The sequence below is a fragment of the Lentzea sp. NPDC059081 genome, assembly GCF_042738015.1.
Classification (GTDB): domain Bacteria; phylum Actinomycetota; class Actinomycetes; order Mycobacteriales; family Pseudonocardiaceae; genus Lentzea.
Genome location: NZ_JBHYGW010000001.1, coordinates 834,453 through 858,873, shown reverse-complemented (window position 1 = coordinate 858,873; position 24,421 = coordinate 834,453). Strand labels below are relative to the sequence as shown.

General features: G+C 71.3%; 1 protein-coding gene (running past one end of the window). It reads left to right on the top strand.

The features are described from left to right. Positions 1 to 24,421: part of a protein-glutamine glutaminase family protein coding region (locus tag ACFWV3_RS03575; RefSeq protein ID WP_382407792.1), annotated on the top strand (this coding region is incomplete at its 3' end). 3,311 nt of the annotated region lie to the left of the window's left edge; the window shows 24,421 of its 27,732 annotated nt.

The following is a 24,421-nucleotide window of genomic DNA, read 5'->3' as shown; positions in this document are numbered from 1 at the left end:
CTCCGTGGTGCACCACAGCGTGGAGCTGGCGTCGGCCACGTCGGGCACGATCGACCAGAACCACTGGAGGACCAACCAGTTCCCGGTGCAGTCCGCGCACGAGTTCGGCCACATGATCGGCCTGGTCGAGGAGTACTCCACCGAGGAGGGCCAGCTCGACATCATCGGCACGGTGATGGGCCGTCATCTGGAGACGCTTCCGGACGGCACGCGGCAGCCGATGGCGGACATCCGCACGCCTTCCCGGTACGCCCAGTTGCTGGCGCAGTTCATCGGCGACGTCCCGATGACGGCGGCCTCGCCGTCCGACGTCGTGGTCACCCAGGGGCTCGCGGAGGGCGCCCAGCTGCCCAGAGCCGACCTCATCGGCGTCCCGTCACGGGCCACGCGCGAGGACCCGCCCGGTGGGCCGACGCCCGTCGCGCCGGCGTTTCCCGGTGCTGTCAGCTGGACTTCCGGCGGGACCGGCCAGAACCGTGCGGTGGACGCCATCACGGACACGCTGGCGGTGTCCGAAGTGGACGCGGGCCGGCTGTTCGGGCAGCTGCACCTGGCGATGGGCATGCCGGGTTCCGAGCTGCTGTCGGACGAGGTGGCCGGAGCTCTGGTCGCCGCGGTGGACGAGGGCCGGTTGGCGCCCCAGCACCTCGATCGCGCATTCGAGGTGCTGGGGCGGGGCGACACCTTCGTGGCGGACCCGGCTGATGAACGCAGCGTGGTCCGCAGTGTGGGCCGGCTGCCCGACAGGACCGCCGATCTGGTGTCCGTGCGGGCTCTGGCGCAAGCGGTCGGCGACCGGGTGGACGCCGCCGACTTCGACGGGGCACTGACGCTGGTCGGTGGGATGAACCGGGATCCGCGCGCGGTGAGCGCGGTCACGACCGCCTACCGGGAGATGTTCGGCGGCAGCATGCCGGCCGACCTGACCGGGCTGCGTCCGGAGGAGGCGCCCTATGTCACGCATCTGCTGGAGGAGTCGGCCCAGCAGCCGGTGACGCTGGACCAGGCGCGGGCGTTGGCGGGCCAGATGAACGCGCTGACGTTCGGCCACCCGGACGAGGGCTCTGAGAACCGGGCGCACCTGATGGCGGTCGCACTGCGGCAGCTCGGGGCGGAACCCCACAAGATCTTCGTGGTGCGGGCGAACGCCGGCATCGAGCTGGTCGGCGAGAACGCCCGCGTCGCCGTCGCCGTCCAGGTCGAGGGTGCCGACGGTCCCTGGTGGGGGGTGCTGGACCCGACGATGTCCTCCGACCGCCCGCTGAGCGCGCAGGAGTGGCTCGCCGAACTCGGCGTCGCCCTGGACGAGTCGGTCCGGTTCGAGGGGACGACGCAGCACGTGCACCGGGGGCTGGCCAGGGCGCGCGCGGCCACCCCGTCGAGCTGGGACGCCGAGGGCCTGCCGACCGAGTTCCCGGTCGTGGCCATCACCGACGCGTGGGCCTACGACGTTCCCTGGCTCTTCGGCAACAGGAGCGAGACGTCCGGCCAGACGGACGACCGCCACCGCGCGAACCGGGGTCTCGCGGACGTCGTCGCGCACGCGAAGATCCACAGCTCCGCGTCCGGCGAGGTGGACGTCGACGAGGTGGTCGCCGCCGCGGCTGCCCTGGCGGAGCGGGAACCGCGGGGCGCGCGCGGGGTGCTCGGCCGCAACCCCACGACCGCCGCGCTGCTGAGGCAGCTGGTTCCCGGGCAGTACCAACAGATCGAGAACGAGCTGGAACGGGCTTTCCCGGCCGGGTCGGTCTCCACCGAGCAGGCCCCGGACGTCGACTGGGACGCGTTGTTCGGCGATCTCACCCTGCAGTCCGCCAGGGCCGGCGACCCCGACGAGCTGGGGTCCGTCGGCTCGTCCGGCGACTCCCAGTTCGCCCAGGAGGATTCGGACTCCGACGAGGACGACGAGAGGACGGTTCCCGCCACCTACCCGGAGCCACACGGTTACGAGCGCGAGGAACTGGCTCGTGCCGTGCCGCATCAGCGCGGTGTGACTCACGCGGTGCCGGGCAAACCGCCGGTGCGGCCGGCGTTCGAGGTGCGCCGGGCCTGGCAGGCCTACCTCGGTGAACGGATCGCCGTCACCGAGGTCACCGTGCACGTCGACCTCGACCCGAACGGCGACATGGGCGACGTCGCGGTGGAGACGATGACCAAGGCCCAGCTCGCCGTCGACTTCTACTTCAACCGGGCGTTTCTCGGCTCGGTCGACCAGGACCTGCTGCGCTTCCGGATCATGCCGAAGACGCCGGACTCCCCGGTGCACCACAGCGTCGAGCTGTCGTCCGATCCCTCGCGGGCGATCGACCAGGCCCACTGGCGGCCCGACCAGGACGCGGTGGAGTTCGCCCGGCGGTTCGGTCAGCTGATCGGTCTGGTCCCGGAGTCCTCCGACGAGCCGGGCGGGCTCGACTCCAGCGGCTCCGTCACGGGACGTCACCTGACCGTCGGTGCGAGCGGCCGGCCGCTGCCCCCGAACGACCGGTACGCCGACGTGCTGGGGCGCCTCATCGGTGACATTCCGCTGCCGGACGAGGACACCCAGCCGCCCGGAGTGGACCTCGCGGGCGTCGCCGCACCGAGCACGACCCCGGGACCGGTGCCTGGCGCGGTCGCGTCGTTCGGGGTGAGGGAGCCGCTGGCGTCGGCGGACGGCACTCTCGTCGTGAGCGGGAACGCCCACGAGTTCCTGGCCACGCCGGAGGTGCTCACGCAGGCGGACGCGGCGTTGCGGCGCGTCGGCAGCCCCCTCGTGCTGGAGAGGCTGGGCACCCAGGTCACGGCGGCAGGCGTCCAGGTGTTCCGCGTGGCGCCGCGCCTGCCCGAGTCGTTGCCGGCGGACGAACGCGAGTTCGTCGCTCTCGTGCACGGCCAGGTGCCCGACGCGCTGGTGTTCCCCGGCGGCAAGGTCGCGGGCATCGGGACGGGCAGCAGGTCCGAGCTGACCGGGGTGGCCCACCTCGCGGAGGGCCTGGGCGAGATCGTGCGCGCCGGCGAGCAGGCCGACGTGGACCAGGTCGTGGAGCTGGTGCGGCGGGACCGGCGGGAGAAGGGCGGCACCGGCGACCGGCCACTGCCCGGCGCCGACTACCAGGCCGCGCTGGACGACCCCGCGACGAGGGCTCACCTGGACGGGATCGCCTCCGTGGCCGGGCTCAACCAGTTCGCGTGGGCGGAGCCCGGCCAGGTGTACGTGCAGGCTTCCGTGCCCGGCGCGGAGGGTGCGCGGGGCTACCACTTCGCCACGGTGATCGCACAGAGCGAGGACGGCAGCGCACAGCTGACGCTGGAGACCTTCGCGCCCGCCACCGAGCTCGACGCCGTCGTGCGGGAGATGATCGACAGCACCGTCACGCGGCACGGCCCCAGCCTAGACCGCGTCCTGGCGGACCTGGCCGTGCGCGTCGGCGAGGCACGTGCGGCGAACGACGCGCAGAAGCTGGCCAGGCTCGCGCAGCTCCAGGATCTCGCGCGTGAGCTCGAGGCCGATCCGGCATCGGTCGCCGCGGGGCGTGCCATGCAGGCCGTGCTCGGCCCTCAGTGGTGGCACCTGCAGATGTACGGGCGTGAGCAGGGCAGGACGTTCTTCGACCGGCACGCCTCGCGCACCGCCCCATTGGTCGCGGTGGTGGCAGGCCGGATCGCGAGCGCGCCCTCTCCCGTCAACGTCCACTTCCCCGACGGGAACGACCTGACCGACGTGGCGCTGCGCGACGTCCGGTCGGTGGCGCGGAAGGTCGCGCTGACCGCTGTGACGCGGGCCGGGCTGGGGCTGGGCGGCGTCCAGGTCTCGATCGCCGGCAGCGCCACCAGCACCTGGCGCAAGCCCTTCAGCGCAACGAGGACCGCGCAGAGGCGTGCGGACCGCGTGCGGCAGGTGTTCGAGGCGGAGTTGGTCGCCGCGCTGGTCGCCGCGCAGGGGCCGTCCGGAAGGTTCGTGAAAGGCGGCATCGAGGTCCGCACCCGGAACGCCGAAGGCCTGAACGGCGACTTCACGACGATCGAAGTCGAGATCGACGAACGAGGAGGGGACGAGGCCCGGCAGGCCCTGGCCGGCTACACCGCGGTCGCACACGGACTGCCGCAGCTGGAAATGCCCGGCCCCGCGGTGCAGGCGAAGATCGCCGACTACCTGACGCTCGCCGCGGGCGGCACGCTCGAACACCGCGCGCTCCCTCAGCAGACGCGAGTCCAGTTCGCCGCGTTGGACCAGGCGCTCGCCGCGACTCCCGACCAGGCGGTGCGGGATCGCGTCCGGGCGTTCGTCACCGAGGCGGCGCTGGCCGCGAGCCTGGTGCCCACCAGAGGGGAGGCCCGCCCGGCGCGGGCCTCCGCGACGGGCGTCGAGACAGGTCGCCGGGCGATCCAGCCGATCTCGCCCGCCCGCCTGCTGCAACTGCTCCAGGATGCCCAGGACGCGGTCACCGCAGGCCGGGACCCGTTCGTCGCGGGCTCTCCGTTGCAGGGCCTGGCGGTCGACCCCGATGCCGCACTGCCGGTGCGACTCGCGACGCTCAGCCTGGCGAACCTGTCGCCGGTGCACCGCGATGAGGTGTCGGGCTCGCGGTTGGCCGTCGCCCTGCGCCGGCACCCGGCGGCGCTCACCGATTCGATGTTCGCCTCGGCCGGGATGGAGGAGCAGTTCTTCCTCAACACTTGGGCCACTGCGGCCATCGACACGCAGTTGCGCGGCCGCCTGCCCTCCCTCGCAGCGTTGCTCCACCTCGGCACGGGGACGGCGGGCGCGATCGAACGGGGGCTCAGGACCATGCCCGCGGAGCTCAAGGGACGGCGTGACCGGCCGTTCGGGCGCACGCTGGAGGATCTGACCCGCAAGCGGATCGCGGAGGCCCGCAACGAGTTCGAGGTCCTCGCAGAGCGCGGCGTCGAGCTCGCCGAGTCGGGTGTGACCGGCGAGCGCGCCGCGGCGAGGTGGGGCGAGCTGACCGGACGCTGGGGCCGGGTCATGCAGAAGCTCTCGGCCACCATCGTCGGCAACAGCGCCGTGCCGGTGCTGAGCCGCAAGGTGATCAGCAACCACTGGACGGCGAGCGCCGCGCTGATGTCCCCGCTCGCGTTGGACCGCATCGAGCGACGCCTGACCGGCGTCGACGGCGGGTCCTACCTGAAGAACCTTCAGACCGTGCTGGCACCGGAGCCGGACGGCCGGCCGTTCGGCACCGACGACGTGTTCGACCTGATCAGCGGACCCGTCTGGCTCGCCCACCACCTGGGCACCGCCGCGGACCGCGCGGAGCTCTGGCAGTGGCTCACCGACCGGGGCGCGCGCGGTCTCAGCACCAGCCGCCAGGCGTTCCTGCTCGAAGCGGCCACCGTGGACGGTCAGCGGGTCTTCCTGCTGCACGACCAGAAGAAGCCGCGGCCCGCGCTGCTGACCGGCGAACAGCTCCAGAAGTGGGCGACGTTCGACATCATGATGGGGCCCGTCGGTGCCGAGGAACCCGCTGTCCCCGTACCCGGTGTTCCCGCGCCCGGCGACGACGTACCGCCACCGTTCATCGCCCGGGGGCCGGTACGTCCGGGCGTGCACTGGGTCAACAGGGACGAGCTGTACCGGGTGTCGCCCGTCTCGGTCAACGCGAACAAGATCGAGAGCCTCACGGTCGCCTGGCGGAGGACCCGCGAACCGCTGTACCTGTTCGACAGCAAGCCGTTGAAGGAGATCTTCGGCAAGGACTTCCGGTCCGAGCCGGACGCCACCGACCACACCCCGATCACCGACATCAGGGGGACCGAGTCGAGCGTCTACGTGGCGACGACCCGCGAGGCCGATCTGCACCTCGACCCGAGAGTGTTCGGCGCTGTCAAACCCCGGTACCGGCACCTGTTCGACGTGCCTGGCGGTGTCATCACCAACGACAGCTACCTGACGCACTCGGGGGTCCGCGACTACGAGGAGATCGTCGGGTTCGCGGGAGGCATCCGGTCCGAGTTCCACGCCGGCGCCCACGAGATCAACGCCGACGGCAGCATCGGTGACTTCCACCCGAACCCCGGCTACCGGCCCAATGGAGTGCGGCCCAATGGAGTGCGGCCCGGTGGAGTGCGGCCCACTGAAACCGAACCGCGGACGGGCCAGCAAGACGACACCGGCTCCAGGAGAGTGCCGGAGCACGGCGGTTTCACGCACGTGAACGCGGGCCCCGTGTTCGGGTTCCCCGTGCGGGGCGGCCTCGAGGCTTTCACGTTGCAGGACCTGGCCGACGTGGTCGCGCAGAACCCGGCACTGGGGAACTGGGTCTTCGTCGTGGTCGACTCGACGGACGGCAGGTACGCGAAAGCCTCGCCGGGCTCCTGGCGGGTGGAGGAGATCGACGGCCGGCAGGTGGCCGGGGAGCTGCTCGCGGACCCGGAGTTCCGCAGGTTGCTCGACGCGGGGCGCGACGTGATCCTGGTCGGCAGGGGCGTCGGTGTGCGGGCCAACTTCGGTGGGCTCGGGTTCGACTTCGCCGGCGCCCTGCGATCGGAACGGTTGTACAACGAGGTCTGGGCGTCGAACGGCGGGCTGGCGGCAGGCCCGGACGGGGCACTGCGGCTGGGCGCGGTCACGCAGATGTCGACGCTGCGCGCCGGCGATCTGCGCGTCACGACGCTGTACAGCGTCAGCGGCCGGCCCGTGGCGCTGATGGTGCGCAGCCCCGACGACGCCGACCTGTACGCACAGGCGCGGAAATGGGCGCGCAACGCGACCCGATACGGGGTGCGCGAGTACACCGTCGACGGTGGGCGCCGGGTGAAGTCGCCGTGGTCGCTGCGAGCGGGCTTCGTCCTGGTGAGCAGCGGCGTGGTGGGAGCGCTGGGGGTACGCGCCGACGGTGCGCCGCTCGACGTCCCGCTCGACGAGCTCGCCGTCGTGCTGCGGGCGGATCCCGCCCTGCGCGACGTGCTCGGCGAAGGGGAGAACTCGGCCGCCCTCCCGGACATCGTGCTCGGCTCCCTGACCGGTGATCTGGCGGGTGACCCGGAGGAGTTCAACCAGGCCCTGCTCGATGGCGGCTACTCCCGCAGGCTGCACGCGGTGGCGACCCGGATGACGTTGTCCGCCGACGGGCGGATCACGCTGGAGCACTCGTCGGTCACGACCTATCGGGCTCCTCTGCCGGGCCCGGAGAACGTCATCGCCAGGGCCATGACCAGCGACAGCATGGGCACCTACGGGATCTACTTTCCGAGCCAGATCTCGGACCGGGTCAACGAACGGAGCGCGGCCCAACGCACACCGATGCGCCTGCAGTACTTCCTCCGCCAGAAGGACGGCCGGCTTGAGGTCTATCTGGCGCCGTGGTCACGCAGCCCGGTGCGGCCGGTGTTCGTCGGCGGGCACGGCGAGCCCGAAGGCTTCGAGACGAAGCTCATGACCGATCTGCCGGGAGTCTGGGGTGACACCACGAACTCGCCGGGTGAGCTGGCTGCAGAGATCGTCGCGGGCACCACGATCTTCCGGCAGGCGGGCTTTGATCCGGCCGCGCCGGTCGTGCTGCTCCAGTGCCTGGTGAACAGGCCGCAGCCGCAGGGCGAGCCGACGAGCGCGGAGCACTTCGGGGTGCATTGGGGGCGTGTGGTCAGGCGGGTCGAGGCGTTCGGAGCCACCGACACCCTGTATGTCGAGGACGACTCCGGGGCCTTGTCGTTCTACGACAGCTCGGGTTCGCTCACCCTGGCCGGTCTCGACAGCGGCCGGCGGTTGCGGGACGTACCCCTGTCCCAGCTCATGGCGCAGCGGATCGACCCGCTGCTGCTCCAGCTGGACCCCCGCGCCCAGGCGGTGGACGCATCGCAGCTCGAGCGGATCGCGGAGGTAGCGCAGCAGGTCGCCCGTGCGGCGGCGTGGCGGAGGGTCAAGCAGGCCGGCGGACCCGAGGTGCTGATCACCGGCTACGGAGTCCTCGGGGACACCGGTTCGCAGCAGGGCCTGCAGTCCGCGGACGAGGTGGCGGCGATCTTCGCGCGCGAGCTCACCGAGGAGTCGGTGCGTCTCGGCAGGTTCGGCCTCGACATCCGGCCCGACGACGTCGTGGTCCGCTCCGCCGGCGTGGAGGCGGCTCCCCAGCTCTCCGCGGCGGTGACGGTCGACGTCTGGTTGCCACCGCACGAGCTCGGCCAGAGCCTGTTCCAGGGCAACGAGATCCCCAGCCGCGAAACCCTCCAGGAGATGGAGAAGGCCTTCCCCGAGCTGGCGCCCCTCTGGGCCTCGGGTGACCCCCTTGTCGTGCGGCCGGGGAGCTACGCGATCGGGCCGGCGACACCGGCTTTCGTGCCGTCGGCCCACTCCCTTCCGAGCACCGCGACGAGCTCGGGAGGCATCGCCTTCACCGCCGGCACCGAGGTGGCGAAGCGGTGGGCGGACGTCATGGGAGCGATGCCGTCGCGCAGGGAGGGGGTCGGGCCCGAGCCGTTCTACGCGTTCGTGGCAGCGCGCAACAACGTCCTGTACTTCGACAACGTGCCCATGAGGGGTGCGGAGCTCGCACAGCAGGTTCTCGCGCATGGCCCGTTCCAGTCGCTGCCCCGGAGCACCGAGGTGGCGGTGGTGCTCGACGACCCGACCGGGATCGCGGACGTCTCCGAGGAGTTGCTCGCGTTCGCGGTGGGGTTGCGCGGCGCCGGTGAGTACCTGCACGTGACGGTGGCGGTTCGCCGCGCTCACCAGCAACCGTCCCAGGGTGATTTCGACCGGGTGTCACCGCTGGAGCCGGGTGACCTGGTGGTGGTGCCGCTGTCCGACGAACGGCGGACCTTCGGCGTTTTCCTCCCCGCCGACGACACTTCCCGCCGCGCGGTCGAAGAAATCCCGGCTTGGATGATGTCCGTCGACGCGCGTCGGTCCATCGAGGAGAAGGAGGATTTCGACGATCCCAGGCACGAGGTGCTCGGCACGGAGGCGGTGGCGCAGTGGGCCTCCGTTCTCGAACCGACCGGGGCGGGGGATCTGCAAGCGCACGCGCAGACGAGGAACGGGCGTCTCACAGCTCTGATCCGGGACCACGGCCGATCGGTGGCGCCCACCCGTTCGGAGACGTCGAAAGTGCTGCTGGCGACCGATGCGTTCGCGCAGGCGCAGAACGGGCGCGTACGGCCGAGACTCATCGTCGCCGTCCAGGACCTCACCCCGCACAGCGAACCGCCTTCGGCTCCCGGACTGGTGGACGAGCTCGCCGCGCGGTCGGGCCCGTGGCACAGCTTCTCGTTCCAGGGACAGGTCAAGCTCACCGGGCTCGGCCCGCTGAGGGTGCTGCCGGGTTCACGGTTCACCGAAGCGCCGCTCGCACTCTCGAACGTGAGGTACATCGATCTCGGGTCGGTGGTGGGGTTTCCGACCACCCCGGGGCACGCTGCCGAGATCCGGGCGTTCGCCGCCAGGTATGCGGGTCCCGGTCAGTTCCTGCCAGGGCCGTGGGGTCCGCACAAGCCTGTTGTGGTCGTGCTCGACGGCACCCAGCGTCACGCGTTGGTCGAGCTGGCGAACGGTCAGCTGTCGCCGACCGAGGGCGCCGGGATCGGCTCCATGCTGCTGCAGATCCCCGCGGTCGCCGAGCGGTTGAAGACCGATCCGCGACGCCCGTTGGTGTTCTTGTCGTCGGACAGCGGGACGCGGATCAACTTCGGCGGCGTGGGCTTCGACGCCAGTGGTGTGCTGCGAACTGCCAAGTTCTTCAACCCCGTCTACGGGGTGACCGGCCGCGCGGAGGTCTTGAACGGCGAGCCCGTGCTGCTCGGCGACGGGTCGAGGTTCGTGAAGGTGTCGGTCTGGCGGGCAGGAGACCTGCGCACCGAGGTCCTGTCCGAGCCGGGGCAGGGGCTGCGGATGCTGGCGCTGCGGTCGCCGGGGGACGACAAGTTCGCCAGCGGACTGCGCAAGTGGCTGTCGCAGAGCAGCCCGGCGGCGATCAGCACCTACGTCGACGCGAACAAGAAACGCCAGAGGTCACCGTGGGACGTCCCGCCCGTGCTGGTCGTGGCACAGGCCGCGGGCGGCCGTTTCCGCGGCGAGCGTGCCGACGGTGCGGTCGAGATGCTGTCCGAGGTCGAACTGGGGCAGGCGCTGCGCGACGATCCCGGACTGCGCCGGCTCATGGGGGTCGTCCCGGCACAGGCCCAGCTGCTCCTGATCACCCTGGGGCCGCAGAACGACATCGACCTGAAGGCGTTCGGCAGGTCGATGGTCCTCGGTGGGTACGTGCGGACGATGCACACGAACGTCGGCACGTTCACGTTCGCCGCGACCGGCGGCTTGATCAAGGTGGACGGCGGGTTCCGGAGCACCGTCACGAAGCCGCGACCGGGGGACTACCTCAGCTACCCCGTCAAGACCCCGATCGGGGTGCCGCACGGCGACGTCTTCCCCGTCAAGGCCTTCGACGTGGCGAAGAACATCCCGTTCGCCCGGAACTTCACCGGCGAACGACAGAACTACTACGATCAGAAGGCCAAGGACTCGGAGACCTATTTCAGGCTGAACGCACCGTGGCCGCGCAAGCCGGTGTGGCTCAAGCTCGGTCACGCCAGCGCGCAGGACGGCTTCGCATTCGCTGTGGCGACCGGTCATCCGCATGTTCCAGGTGACATCGTGACGCTCACCGGCGCGGACGCCTCGAACGCCCTGTTCGGCACAGAAGCCTTCCTGCAGGCGTTCGGTGTCGACCAGGTTCTGTTGCTGCAGTGCTACGCGAACGCGCCTGTGCCGGGTTGGAGCGGTGACACACAGGCGAAGCGCGTCAAAGAGGCACGGATCCGGGACCACGGGCCGATCGGGATGTTCGCCACGGCGGACGCCGTCCACTTCTTCAACGATGGCAACCTCCTGCTGGCGGGGGGCGGCACGTTCGAAGAGGTGCTGCTGGCGGGAGAGCAGCCGTCCGCGCCGCCGGTCTCACTCCAGCCGCTGAAGGTCACCGTCGCGCAGATCGCCGAGCCTGCCAGTGGTTCCGGCTGGCAGGCCGGCCTGGAGGAGGCTGAGCCCGCCCCGCCCGCACTGAAGCGAGCCCTCACCTCGGACTCGGGTTACGAGAGCGGTTCGGACGTCGGACGGCCTGTTCCGCGGGAGGGCCGGTCGCTGGCGCCCACCGCGACCTCGTCGGGTGGTATCGCTTTCACCCGCGACGAGGAGCTGCTGGCCCGGTGGGCCGAGGTACTCGGGGCGATGCCGTCGCGGAAGCAACGCGGCGGGCCCGAGCCGCTGTACGTGTTCGTCGGTGCGCAGGGGACCGGGTTGGTCTTCGACGGTATGCCGGTGAGCGGCGCGGAGCTCGCCCAGCAGGTTCTGGCGCACCCGTTGTTCCGGTCGGCGCCGCCGGGCGTCGAGGTGTCCGTGGTGCTCGACGGCCCGGCCGGGGCCGCGGAGGTCGCCGTCGAGCTGTCGGCGTTCACGGCTGGCCTGCGGGACGGCGGGAATCCGCAGGTGACGGTGGCGGACCGTCCTGCCGGTCGGCAGCCGTCCGAGGGCGGGCCCGAGCGGATGTCGCCGACGCGGCCGGACCCGTCGGTTCCGTCCTCGCGCAAGGGCGGCGACACCTCGCGCCCCGAGCGGCCGGTGAAGAAGCGGCGGCTGCCGCGACAGGGCCGCTCGTTGGCCCCCACCGCGACCTCGTCCGGTGGCGTCGCCTTCACCACCGACGACGAGGTGCTGCGGCGGTGGGCCGCGGTGCTCGACGCGATGCCGTCGCGCCGGGAAGGCGACGGTCCGGAGCCGTATTACGTCTTCGTGGGCTGGCGCGACCACGGGTTCGTCGTCGGCGGGGCACCGGTGACCGGTGCGGAGCTCGCCTCGCACGTCCAGGGGGACACCACGTTCTGGTCGACGCCGACGGGCGTCGAGGTGTCGGTGGTGCTCGACCGCCCGCCCGGTGCGGCAGACGTCGCCGCCGAGCTCTCGGCATTCGTCGAGGGCTTGCGGGACAACGGCGAGTACGTGCACGTGACAGTGGCGGAGCGGACTGTCGACCGGCAGCCGGTCGACGATGACTTCGAGCGGGTGTCGCCGTTGGAACCGGGCGACGCGGCGGCGGTGCCGCTGCTCGACAGGGGGCGGGAGTACGGCGTCTTCCTCCCGTCGGACGTCGCTTCGCACAGCTCCGCCAAGAGCATTGCGGCGAACGCGGTCGTCGAAGGACGCCGGCTCGTCGAAGAGAAAGAGAGCTTCGACGACCGCGAGTCCAAGCAGGACGGCACGGAGGTGGTGGCCCCGTGGGCGGGCGCCCTCGAACCGGGCGGAGCCGGTCAGCTGCTCGGGATGGCGCGGGCGAAGAACGGGCACTACGTCCTGCTGGTGGGCGGTCATCGGCGGCCCGTGCGGGCCGGCCGGGCCGAGGTCGCCAGGCAGCTGTTGGTGACCAGCGTGTTCCAGCGCGCGTTGAACGGTCCGGTGCGGCCGAAGCTCTCCCTCTTCGTCGACGACGCCACCACCACTACCGGTGGCCCGGACCTCGCGGGTGACCTGTGGAACGAGGTCGTCGCCCAGTCCGTCCAGTGGCAGGGTTTCCGATTCCACGGCAGGGTCGAGCTCAAGCGAAGCGGTTACCTGCGGGTGCTGCGGAGTTCTCGGTTCACCGAGGTGCCCCTCGCGCTCCGGGACGTGGGGTACGTCGACTTCGGTTCGGTGGTGGGGTTCCCGTCCAGTGCCGAGCACGCTGCCCAGATCGAGTCGTTCGCAGCCAGGTACTCCACTTTCGGCCAGGCGGTCCTGCCTGGGCAATGGGGTCCGGTCGAGCCCCTCGTGGTGGTGGTCGACAGCACGGCCGGGCACGGCAGGATCAGGCTGGCGAACGGCCAGCTGTCGCCGACCGAGGGAGCCGGAATCGGCTCGCTCCTGCTGGAGATGCCCGGTTTCACCGAGCGGCTGGGGACGGATTCGCGGCGTCCGCTGGTGCTGGTGACATCGGACGGCGCGTCCCGGATCAACTTCGGCGGGCTGGACTTCGACATCTCGGGCGCGTTGCGGGCGGCCGGGTTCTTCAACCCGGTGCACGGGCCGACCGGCAGCGCGGAACCGGTGGACGGTGAGATCGTCCTCGGCGAGGCCTCCTCCTTCGTGCCGGTGTCGGTCTGGCGGGCGGGCGATCTGCGCACCGAGGTCCTGTCGGCGCCCGACGCCGAGATCGAGCTGCTGGTGGTGCGGTCGCCGGGTGACGACCTCCTCGTCGCACAGCTGCGCGACTGGCTGTCGCAGGCCGACGCGGAGAGCATCAGCACCTTCGTCGACGTGCGCTGGAAGCGCCGGCCCGCACCGTGGCCCGAGGACGTCCCGCCGGTGATCGTCGTCGCCCGGTCCACCGGGGACGGGTTCGGTTCGGTGCGCGCCGGCGGTCGCCCCGGCAGCGGTGAGGTGGTGTCGGCGGCCGAGCTGGGGCAGGTGCTGCGAGACGACCTCGGCTTGCGCCGGCTCATGGGCGACAACAGTGATCCGGACGTCGACGTGCCCCTGCTCCTCGTCAGTTTGGGAGACGGGCTCGTCATCGACCTCGACGGCTTCGGCCAGTCGATGGTCGCCGGCGGCTACGCGCGGACGATCTACACGCACCTGGGCTCGTTCACGTTCGGCTCCTGGGGTTCCATCACCGTCGGGGGCGGCTTCTCGAGCGTCGTCATCAGGCCGGGGGCCCAGGGATACGCCAGCTACCCGATCTCGCTTGCCGACGGAGAGGTGCGCGCCCGGTCCTACCCGTCGCGCGCCTTCGAGCTGCCCGACGACGTGCTGTTCGGCCTGAACCACACGGGCGACCGGCAGAGGTCCTACCGCCAGAAGGTCAAGGACGCGAAACGCCTCGTCTCCTACATCACGCGTCAGGTGCCCTGGCTGGAGGAGTCCTTCTGGCTCGCCCTCGGACACGCCTCCGCGCTCGGAGGGTTCAACTTCGCGGCGGTGACCGGGCGCCCGCACGTCCGGGGCGACGTCGTGCGACTGTTCGGCGAGGACGCCGCCGACGTCCTGCACGGCGGCGACTTCTTCCTGCGCGCCGGTGGTTTCGCCCAGCTCGTGCTGTTGTTCTGCGAGGCGAACACGCCCGTTCCCCCTGGGAACGGGTACACGCAGGCACAACCGGTCAAGCAGGCCTGGGAGCGCAAGTACGGGCCGATCGGGATGTACGGCCCGACGGGTGTCGTCACCACGACCGACACAGGTCGCATCCTCACCGAGGACACCGGCGTCAGCATCACGGAGGTCCTGCTGCCGGGTGAACGCACGGCCGACTCCTCCACGCACCCGGAGTCGTCGCAGGTCGTCGAGCCCGGCACGGCGAACCGCGAGTCGGCCAGGCTCGACAGCGGTCCCGCCGTGGCCACGAAGGCCCCGCGGCCCGATCCGTTGGAGGGCCTGCTGCTCGGACCTGCCCCGACCTCGTCGGGCGGCATCGCTTTCACCGCCGACGAGGAGCTGCTGGACCGGTGGTCCGCGGTGCTCGACGCGATGCCGTCGCGCAAGCTGGAACGCGGGCCCGAGCCGTTGTACGTGTTCGTGGGCGCGCGGGGGAGCGGTTTCGCCTTCGACGGCACTCCGGTGAGCGGTCTGGAGCTCGCCAGGCGGGTGCGGGAGCATCCCTCGTTCCAGGCCGCGTCGCCGGACGTCGAGGTCACGGTGGTGCTCGACGACCCGTCCGGTGCCGCGGACGTCGCCGCCGAGCTGTCGGCGTTCGCGGTGGGCCTGCGGAACGGCGGTGGGTACCGGCACGTGACGGTGGCGGGCCGTCGTGCCGACCAGCAGGCGTTCGAGGGCGGGTTCACGCGGGTGTCGCCGTTGAAGCTCGAGGACGTCGTGCGGGTGCCGCTGTCCCACGGCGGGCGGAAGTTCGGGTTCTGGTTCCCCGGCAGTCCCGGCACCGAGAAGTCCTTCGCGGAGCTGGCGGCAGCGATGGCGACTCCCGAGGCGCGCAGGGTGATCGAGGAGAAGGAGGACCTGGAGTCCGACGAGCGCGGTGCGGAGGTGCCGGCGAAGTGGGTGTCCACCCTCGAGGAGGGCGGGGCCGGCGACCTGCTGGCGCTGCTGGAGAGCAGGAACGAGCAGCACGAGATGCTGCTGGCGGACCACCGGCGAACCACGCCGGTCGACCCCGCGGAACTCACCGGGCTGATGGTCGCCACCGAGGAGTTCCAGCAGGCGCAGAACGCGGATGTGCGGCCGAAGCTCCTCCTGGTCACCAAGAACCACACCGGATCCGGCAGCGCGGCGCTGACTCGCCGCGTGTGGAACGAGCTGTCCGAGCGGTCCGGTCGCTGGCACGGCTTCCACTACGACGGGCCGGCCAGGACCACCGAGCTCGGTCCGCTGAGGGTGCCGCCCGGCGCGCGGTTCACCGAGGTGCCGCTCGCGCTCCCGGACGTGCGGTACGTCGACTTCGGTTCGGTGGTGGGGTTCCCGTCCAGCGCCGGGCACGCCGCCCAGATCGAGTTGCTGGCGGACAGGCATTCCGGCTCCCGCCGTGCGCTGTCCGGGCCGTGGGGCAGGTTGAAGCCGATCGTGGTGGTCGTGGACAGCACGGCGGGGCACGCCAGGATCGGGTTGGCGAACGGCCAGCTGTCGCCGACCGAGGGTGCCGGGGTCGGCTCACTGCTGCTGGAGATTCCCGGGTTCGCCGACCGGTTGAGGGCCAATCCGAAGCGTCCGGTGGTGCTGGTGTCGTCGGACGGCGCGTCCCGGGTCAACTTCGGCGGGCTCGACTTCGACATCGCGGGTGTGTTGCGGGCGGCCGGGCACCTCAACCCCGTCTTCGGGCCGACGGGCCGTGCCGAACCGGTGGACGGTCAGGTCGTGCGCGGTGCGGACTCCTCCTTCGTGGAGGTGTCGGTCTGGCGGGCGGGCGATCTGCGCACCGAGGTCCTGTCGTCGCCCGACGGCGAGGTCCGGCTGCTGGTGCTGCGGTCACCGGATGACGAAGGCTTCGTCAACGACCTGCGTCAGTGGGTGGCGCAGGCCAGCCGGGAAACCGTCGGCACCTTCCTCGGCTCCGGCGACGAGGATCACGACACGCCGTGGCGCGCGAAGGCCGCACCGGTCATCGTCGTCGCCCGGTCCACAGAGGACGGTCTGCTCGGCATGCGGCCCGGCAGCACCAGCAGGGACGTGCTGTCGGCGGCCGAACTGGGGCAGGTGCTGCGCGACGACACCGACTTGCGCGACCTCATGGGCGACAACAGCGATCCGGACGTCGAGGTGCCGCTGTTCCTGGCGGTTCCCGGCGAACGGCCCGGTGCCGATCTCGGCGGCTTCGCCCAGGCGATGGTCCCCGGTGGCTACGCGCGGACGATGCACACGAACGCAGGTCCGCTCGAGTTCGCCCCCGGTGGTGTGCTCAAGGTGGAGAGCGGATTCCGCAGCGTTGTCACGACGCTGGGGCCCGGTGACCTCCTCAGCTACGTGGTCACGACGCCCGACGGCGTGGTGCGCGGCGGATCCTTCCCCACGAGGGCCTTCGATCTGCTGGTCGACGCCCGGTTCGGTCGCAACTACACCGGTGACCGGCAGCACTTCTACCACCAGTACCGGATCGACGAGTCGACGGGCGAGATCACCTACGTCCCGCGGCACGCACCCTGGGCGGGCGAGGCCGGATGGCTCGCGTTCGGCCACTTCCGGGTGCACAGAGGACTGGAGTTCGCCGGGAAGACCGGACGTCCGCACGTTCCGGGCGACATCGTGCGGCTCGGGGGCGTGGACGCCTCCAGTGTCATCCACGCCAGCGACGCCTTCCAGCAGGCAGGCGATGTCGAGCGCGTTCTGCTGCTGTCGTGTTCGTACAACCAACCCGTGCCGGGAGCGAACGGGGACACAGCGGCACAGCTGCTCAGGGAGGCCTGGGAGCAGCAGCACGGCCCGATCCGGATGTTCGGCGCGACGAGGGACGTCAAAACGGCCGTCGACGGCGCCCTCCTCGTGGAAGGCAGCGGCGAGTTCGAGGAAGTGCTGTCGCGGGGTGAGCGGCCATCCGCGCGCCCGGCCTCGGAACAGCGGGCAGCGGTCGCGGCTCAGCCGGACAGGGCGGCCCTGTCGTCGCGCAAGGACGGGGGAAAGCCGAAGGCGGACGAGGACGCGGATGCCGAGCTGCCGACGCCGAGACGGCGTCAGCAGCGGAGGGCCCGCATTCTTCCCCTCACCGCGACCTCGTCCGGCGGCCTCGCTTTCACCAGCGACACCGCTCTGCTGAGGCAGTGGACCGGTGTCGTGCGCGCGATGCCGTCGCGCAAGGAAGACGAGGGCGAGCCAGAGCCCTTCTACGTCGTCGTAAGTGTGCGGGGCGGGCGGCTCGCCTTCGACAACGCGAGGGTGAGCGGCGCCGAGCTCGCCCAGCAGGTGCTGGCACACGCCGCGTTCAAGCACGTGGTGTCGACCTCGCCGGGCGTCGAGGTGTCGGTGGTGCTCGACGACAGGTCCGGCACCGCGGACGTCCGCCGTGAGCTGGTCGCGTTCGCCGTGGGGCTGCGCGTCGGTGGTGAGTACCGGCATGTGATGGTGGCGGTCCGTCGGCTGCACCAGCGACCCTTCGAGGGCGGGTTCGAGCGGGTGTCGCCGTTGCGGCCCCAGGACGTGGTGGCCATACCGCTGTTCGACGGAACGCGGGAGTACGGCGTCATGCTCCCCTCGTCTCTTCCCGGTGGCTCTGCCGAGCTGGTCGAGGCGATGGTCGAGAAGCTGGCCGGTGAGACGAGCGTCGAGATGCGCCGGCTGATCGAGGAGAAGGAGGACTTCGACGATCTCGAGTCCGACGACCACGGCATGGCGTTGCTGGCGAAGTGGGCGTCCGACCTCGAGCCGGACGGCGCCGGGGCGATGCTGGGTATGACGGAGAAGGTGAACGGGCGACACGCGGTACTGCTGACGGACTTCATTCGAACCGTGCCGGTCGGTCGGATCGAGGCCGCCAGGCTGTTGCTGGCGCAGCGGGTGTTCCAGCTGGCGCTGAGCGCGAAGGTGCGGCCGAAGCTCATCCTCGGCACCAACGATCTGGACGGCACCGCCACACCGGAGCTGAACCCCGGCCTGGTGGAGGAGCTCCGCGCGCAGTCCGTCCCGTGGCATGTCTACTCCTACGAAGGACGGATCGAGATCAACACCGGTCCGCTGAGAGTGCTGCCGGGCTCCCGGTTCACCGAGGTGCCGCTGTCGCTTTCAGACGTGAGGTACCTCGATTTCGGTGCTGTGGTGGGCTTCCCGCTGAACGACATGCATGCCGCCCAGATCCGGTTGTTCGCCGCCAAGTACCTGACCTCCGGTCCCATGCCGTCGCCCGGGCGGTGGGGTCCGCTGCTTCCCGTCGTCGTGGTGGTCGACGGCACCACGGGACACGGCACGGTCGGGTTGGCGAACGGTCAGCAGTCGCCGACCGGGGGAGCCGGGATCGGCGCGCTCCTGTTGCAGATTCCGGGGTTCGCTGATCGGTTGCGAGCGGATCCCCGGCGGCTGCTGGTGGTGCTGTCGTCGGACAGCGCGCGACGGATCAACTTCGACGGGCTGGGCTTCGACGTCTCGGGTGCGTTGCGGGCGGCCGGGTTGTTCAACCCGGTCCAGGGGCCGACGGGCCACGTGGAGTTCGTGGACGGTGAGGTCGCGTTCGGTGAGGGTTCCTCGTTCGCGGAGGTGTCGGCCTGGCGGACGGGTGACCTGCGCGTGGAGCCGGTGTGGTGGTCCGAGGACGGGATGCGGATCCTGGTCGTGCGGGCACCTGGTGACGACGCTGTCGTCGCGCAGCTGCGCGACTGGATGTCAGGAGCAGATCAGCAGACGATCAGAACCGCCCTCGGGCTGGGTGCGGAGGGCGCGGCGGCGCTCGTCGTGGCGCAGTCCACAGGAGACGGTTTCCGCGGAGTGCGTTCGGACGGGCAGGCCGCGGAGGTGTCGGCGGTCGAACTGGGGCAGGTGTTGCGTGACGACACCAACCTGCGCGACCTCATGGGCGACAACAACAGTGATGTGGACGTGTCGTTGCTCCTGGTGGCGCGGGACGTGCCCCGCGTAGACCTGAAGGGCTTCAGCGAGTCGATGGTCCTCGGCGGTTATGCGCGGACGATCTACACGAACGCGGGTGAGTTCGAGTTCGTCCCCGGAGGTGCGATCAGGGCGGAGGGTGGTTTCCAGAGCGCTTTCACCGAACCGGGGCCCCAGGACTACCTCAGCTACCCGATCGTGTCCGCCGACGGTGTGCCGCGCGGCGCGATCTACCCGTCAAGGCGCTGGGACCTGAGCGCTCAGGTCCAGTTCGGCCGGAACTTCACGGGCGACCGGCAGGCGGTCTACCGCCAGGAGCTCGAGGACGCGGCCGGCGACGTCTACGCGGTCGTGCGGCAGGCTCCCTGGGGCGACGTACCGGGGTGGCTCGACCTGGGCCACGCCGAGGTGGAGCGTGGTTTCATCTTCGCTTTGAAGACGGGGCATCTGCACGCCAGGGGCGACATCAGGGGGCTTGTCGGCAGGGCGGCCTCCAACGTCGTGCACGGCTCCGCGGCCTTCCAGGAGGCAGGTGGTTCCGGCCGGGTCCTGTTGTTGCGGTGTGTGGTGAACAAACCTGTTCCGGACCTGGGCGGGGACACACACGCGGAGCGGTTCAAGGAGGCCTGGGAGCAGGACCACGGCGCGGCGCGGATGTTCGGCGCGTCGGAGGACGCCGTCGTCCTCTCCGACGGCCGCATCTACGTGGTGGACGGCGGTGAGTTCGCGGAGATCCAGCTGCCACGCGCTCGACGGACCGCGGTGCCGGGTGCCAGAAGGCCGCAACCCGTCCAGCCGGATCCGTTGGCGCCCTCGTCCAGCAAGGGCGCCGGCGGGCGGCCGCGGAAGAGGCAGCGGCCGCAGCAGGCGGGTTCGGTCATGGCACCCACCGCGACCTCGTCGGGTGGTGTCGCCTTCACCACGGACGACGAGGTGCTGCGGCGGTGGGCCGCGGTGCTCGGCGCGATGCCGTCGCGCAAGCTGGTCGACGGTCCCGAGCCGCTGTACGTGTTCGTGGTCGCGGACGGGAACAGGTTCCTCGCCGGCGGCGCGTCCGTGACCGGTCCGGAGCTCGCCCGGCAGGTGCTGGCGCACGGCGCGGTCAAGTCCGTGCTGTCGGCGTCGCCGGGGGCCGAGGTGTCGGTGGTGCTCGACGGCCCGGCCGGTGTCGCACAGGTCGCGGCGGAGCTGGCGGCGTTCGCGGCGGAGCTGCGGGGCAGCGGTGAGTACCGGCATGTGACGGTGGCGAACCGTCCCGCTGGCCGGCGGCCGTTCGAGGGCGGGTTCAGCCGGATGTCGCCGCTGCACCCGCGTGACGAGATTGTGGTGCCGCTGTTCGACTCGGACTCGGAGTACGGCGCCTACTTCCCCTCGGACGTTCGCTCTCTCGCCGATGTCGCCCGCATCGCGCGGCTGGGGACGGTCGAAGGACGCCGGCTGATCGAGACGAAGAAGGACTTCGACGACCGCGATCCCGCGCGGCGCGGCGTGGTGGAGGCGGCACCGCTGGCGGCTGCCCTCGAACCGGGCGGCGCAGGCGAGCGGCGCGCGGTGCTGCGGGCGGCGAACGGGCACTTCGTGGTGCTGCTGAGCACCCAGCGGCGGTCCGTGGCGGCCAGTCGTTCCGAGATCGTCAGGATGCTGCTGGCGACCACCGCCTTCAGACGTGCGGTGAGCGGTTCGGTGCTGCCGAAGCTCTCCGTGATCGTGGACGACATCACCGCGACCGGTGCGACCGATGGTCCCGATCTGGCCCACGAACTGCTTCTCGAGCTCTACCGGCAGTCCGTGCCGTGGCACGGCTTCACGTACTACGGGCGGGCCGAACTCCGGCCGGACGGCCTGCTGAGGATCTCGCCGGACGGGCGGCGCACCGATGTGCCGCTCGAGCCCTCGGACGTCAGGTACGTCGAGTTCGGTCCGGTGGTGGGGTTCCCGGTCGACGACGTGCACGCTGCCCAGATCGCGTTGTTCGCGGCCAAGCATCCGAACCCGGGCACGCTGTTCCCCGAGCAGCTGGGCTCGATCGCGCCCGTCGTGGTGGTGGTCGAGGGGACTGGGCGGCACGCCAGGATCGCGTTGGCGAACGGCCGGCTCTCGCCGACCGAGGGAGCCGGGGTCGGCAGCCAGCTGCTCGGTCGCCCCGGGTTCGTCGGGCAGCTGAAGGCGGATCCGCGACGTCCGGTGGTGGTGTTGTCGTCCGGCGGCGGGTCGCGGGTCAACTTCGGCGGGCTGGGCTTCGACGTCTCGGGTGCGCTGCGGGCGGCCGGTTTGTTCAACCCGGTCCACAGCCTGACGGGCGGCGCGAAGTTCGTGGACGGCGAGCTCGTGCTCTCCGACGGGTCGGAGCTCGTGGAGGTGTCGGTCTGGCGGGCGGGCGACCTGCGGACCACCGTGCTGTCGCAGCCTCAGGACGAGGTGCGGATGCTGGTGGTGCGGTCGGAAGGTGACGACCGCTACGTCGACGCCCTGCGCGTCTGGCTGGCGCAGAGCGGTCAGAGCAGGATCAGCGCCTACCTCGACGCGGATCGGAAGCCCCAGTGGTCGCCGTGGCATCCCGGGCAGGCGCCCGTGATCGTCTTCGCCAGGCTCACCCCCGATGGGTTCAGCTCGGTGCGACCCGATGGGAACCCCGAGCGGGTGTCGGCGGCCGACCTGGGCCGAGTGCTGCGCGACGACACCGATCTGCGCACGCTCATGGGGCACCGCAGCGGCCCGTTCGGCCCCTCGTTGTTGCTGCTGACCATGGACCGCTCGGGTGCGGACGTGCAGACGTTCGCCGATTCGATGGTCTCCGGTGGTTACGCGCGGCAGATGTACACGAACTCGGGCCCGGCCGTGCTGCGCCGGGGGAAGATGATGGTGTCCGGCGGTTTCCGGAGCGCTGTCGCGAAACCGGGGCCCCGGGACTACGTCAGTTTCCCGATCACGACCGCCGCCGGCGTGCCGACCGGCAGCATCTTCCCCTCGAGCCTGCTGGACATGGCGTCCTGGTCCATCTTCGCCCGGTGGTACGTCGGCGACCGGCGGAACTTCTACACCGCGTCGACCACGGGCCCGGACGGCAAGGTCTCGCACGTCGCGCGAATCGCGCCGTACGCGTCCGGGCCGCTGTGGACCAACCTCATGCACGGCGAGCTCTACGGCGCCGAGGCACTGGTGGCGACCGGCCGTCCCCTGGTGTGGGGAGACGTCGCGTGGCTGGTCGGCGAGGACGCCTCGAACGCCATTCAGAGCACCGACGCCTTCCTGCAAGCCAGCGGTGTCGAGCGGATCCTGTTGGTGCAGTGCTTCGCGGGCAGGCCGATCCCGGACAGCGTCGGGATGACACAGGCCGTGCTGATCAAGCAGGCCTGGGTGCGCACCCGCGGGCCGGTCACGATGTTCGCCCCGACCGGTATCGCCACTCCCATGCCCGAGGGTTTCATCTCTCTCGACGCCGCCGAGGGGATCGAGGAAGTCCTGCTGCCGGGCGAGCAGCCGACGCCCGTCGCGTCGGCGGGCCTGGACGCGGGGAAGGCAGAGGTCCCGCGGTCGACCAGGCTGGGCCTGGAGCACAGGCCGGCCGCCGGACAGTCCACACTGGACGGTGAGACGGTGGCGGGTCAGGTCGGCAGGCCGGTGTCGCCGCAGGGCGACGAGGACGACTGGTTCGGCGGCGACGACGTCGCGGGGCTGATCCGCGGGCCGGTCCCGGCGCAGGTGCGGGGTGACGAGGACGACTGGTTCGGCGGCGGTGACATCGTTGCGGGGCCTGCCGGCGAGCCGGTGGTCGCTCCGCGGGAGTCCGGATCCGTTTCCGGCATGTCCACACTGGACGATGAGCTGGTGGCGGAGCCGGAGGTGACGGACGCCGAGCCCGCGGAGGTGGTGGAGGACGTCGAGCCGGTTCCGGTCGTGCCGGACGGCGAGCCGGTGGACATGGCGGTCGCGCCGGACGACGGGCCCGGGGCCGAGTTCACGGTCGCCGACCTCCCGCGCTACCTGCGCGAGAGCACGAGCCTGGGCGTCGCCCGGCAGACGGCGCCGCTGCGCGCGGATGTCGGCGGTCCGCTGGACCTGTTGCTGCCGCCGGGTGCGCGTGACGGCGTCGACGGCTTCGTCGAGGACCTGCTGAACCACGTCGACAAGTTCCTCGGCCAGGGGCACACCGCCGATGTGAAGATCGGCGGGAGGCCCTACGAGCTGCACGGCGTCGCGCGCTTCGGCCTGGAGACCGTGGTCGCGGGCGAGACGGCGGACCTGGGCACCACGATGGCGGGTCCTGGCGGCAGCGGCGTCATCTCGGCGACAGTCGGCGTCAAGGACACCAACTCCGCGTTGGTGGTGTACGTGGTGACGGCCATTCCCGGCATATTCTCGACCGGGTACGTGCAGTTCTCGACGGACGCGAGCAACATCGTCAACTCGTCTGCGGGCGCGACGGCCGCCGAGAGCGGCCAGATGGACGTCGTGGTTCCCGCGCGGCAGCTCGTGGTTCCGGTGCGGATCTACCTGAGCCTGCGCGACGTCCGGCAGCGTCCGGTCGGCGAACCCGTGGTCGTCGTCGGCGACACCGATCTGCTGCTGCCGTCCGGGCTGACCGAGACCGGCGACACCAGCCCCGTCCGGACCGGGGCGTCGTACGTCGAGGCGGTCGAGTTCGGCGACGGCTCTCCCGGCAGGTACCGCGGCAAGATGCTGCCCCCCGGACCGGACGGCAGCCACCGGTTGTTCGACAAGGTCGCAGGCGCACTGCCGCGGTCGCTGGTCAAGCCGGGCCGGACAGGACGTGCGACCCTGCGCGAGTTTCTCACCGGCGAGACCGTGACCAAGCACTACCACCAGCTCGCCGTGACGGCCGAGCAGGCTGCCCGCGGCCACGGCTGGGTGCGCTCGGAGTCGTTGTTCACCGGCGAACACCCGGTCCTGTCGTGGTTCAGCACCCCGAGCGCCGTCGAGATGCGGCTCGTCGAACGGACCGAGCCCGAGGTGCTGCAGACCGTGCCGAACGCGACGTTCATCGAGACCAGCACCCTCGGCACGAGCCTCGCGGACAGCGGCGTCGCCGGCCGCGGGCTGGTCGGCAAGGCGATGATCGGCCCCGGCGCGGACGTGGGCGCCATCGGCCTGGTCGTGGGCCCCATCGTCGGCGCCGGCGCGGAACGCGGCCGCGAACAGGCGATCGGCCGGTCCGGCGAGGTCGAGACCACGACGACCTGGACCGGCCCAGCGCGCCGGACGCGGCGGCGGTTCGACCTCGAGGTGCGCGTGCCGGGCAAGCCCGCGATGACGTTCGCCGGCGACGTGCGGGTGGTCGAGTGGGCGCGGGTGCTCCCCGAGAGTGCCGCGGTGGAACCCGAGGACGTGACCGCGGCGGGCGGGAGTTCCAGGCGCTCCGAGCCGGTCGACGGACAGGAGGCGACCTGGCTCCGGTCCGCCGACACGACCCCGGACCCGGGCGGGGGAGATGGCCGGTTCGGTGATGTGGTGCCGCGGGCGGTGGGT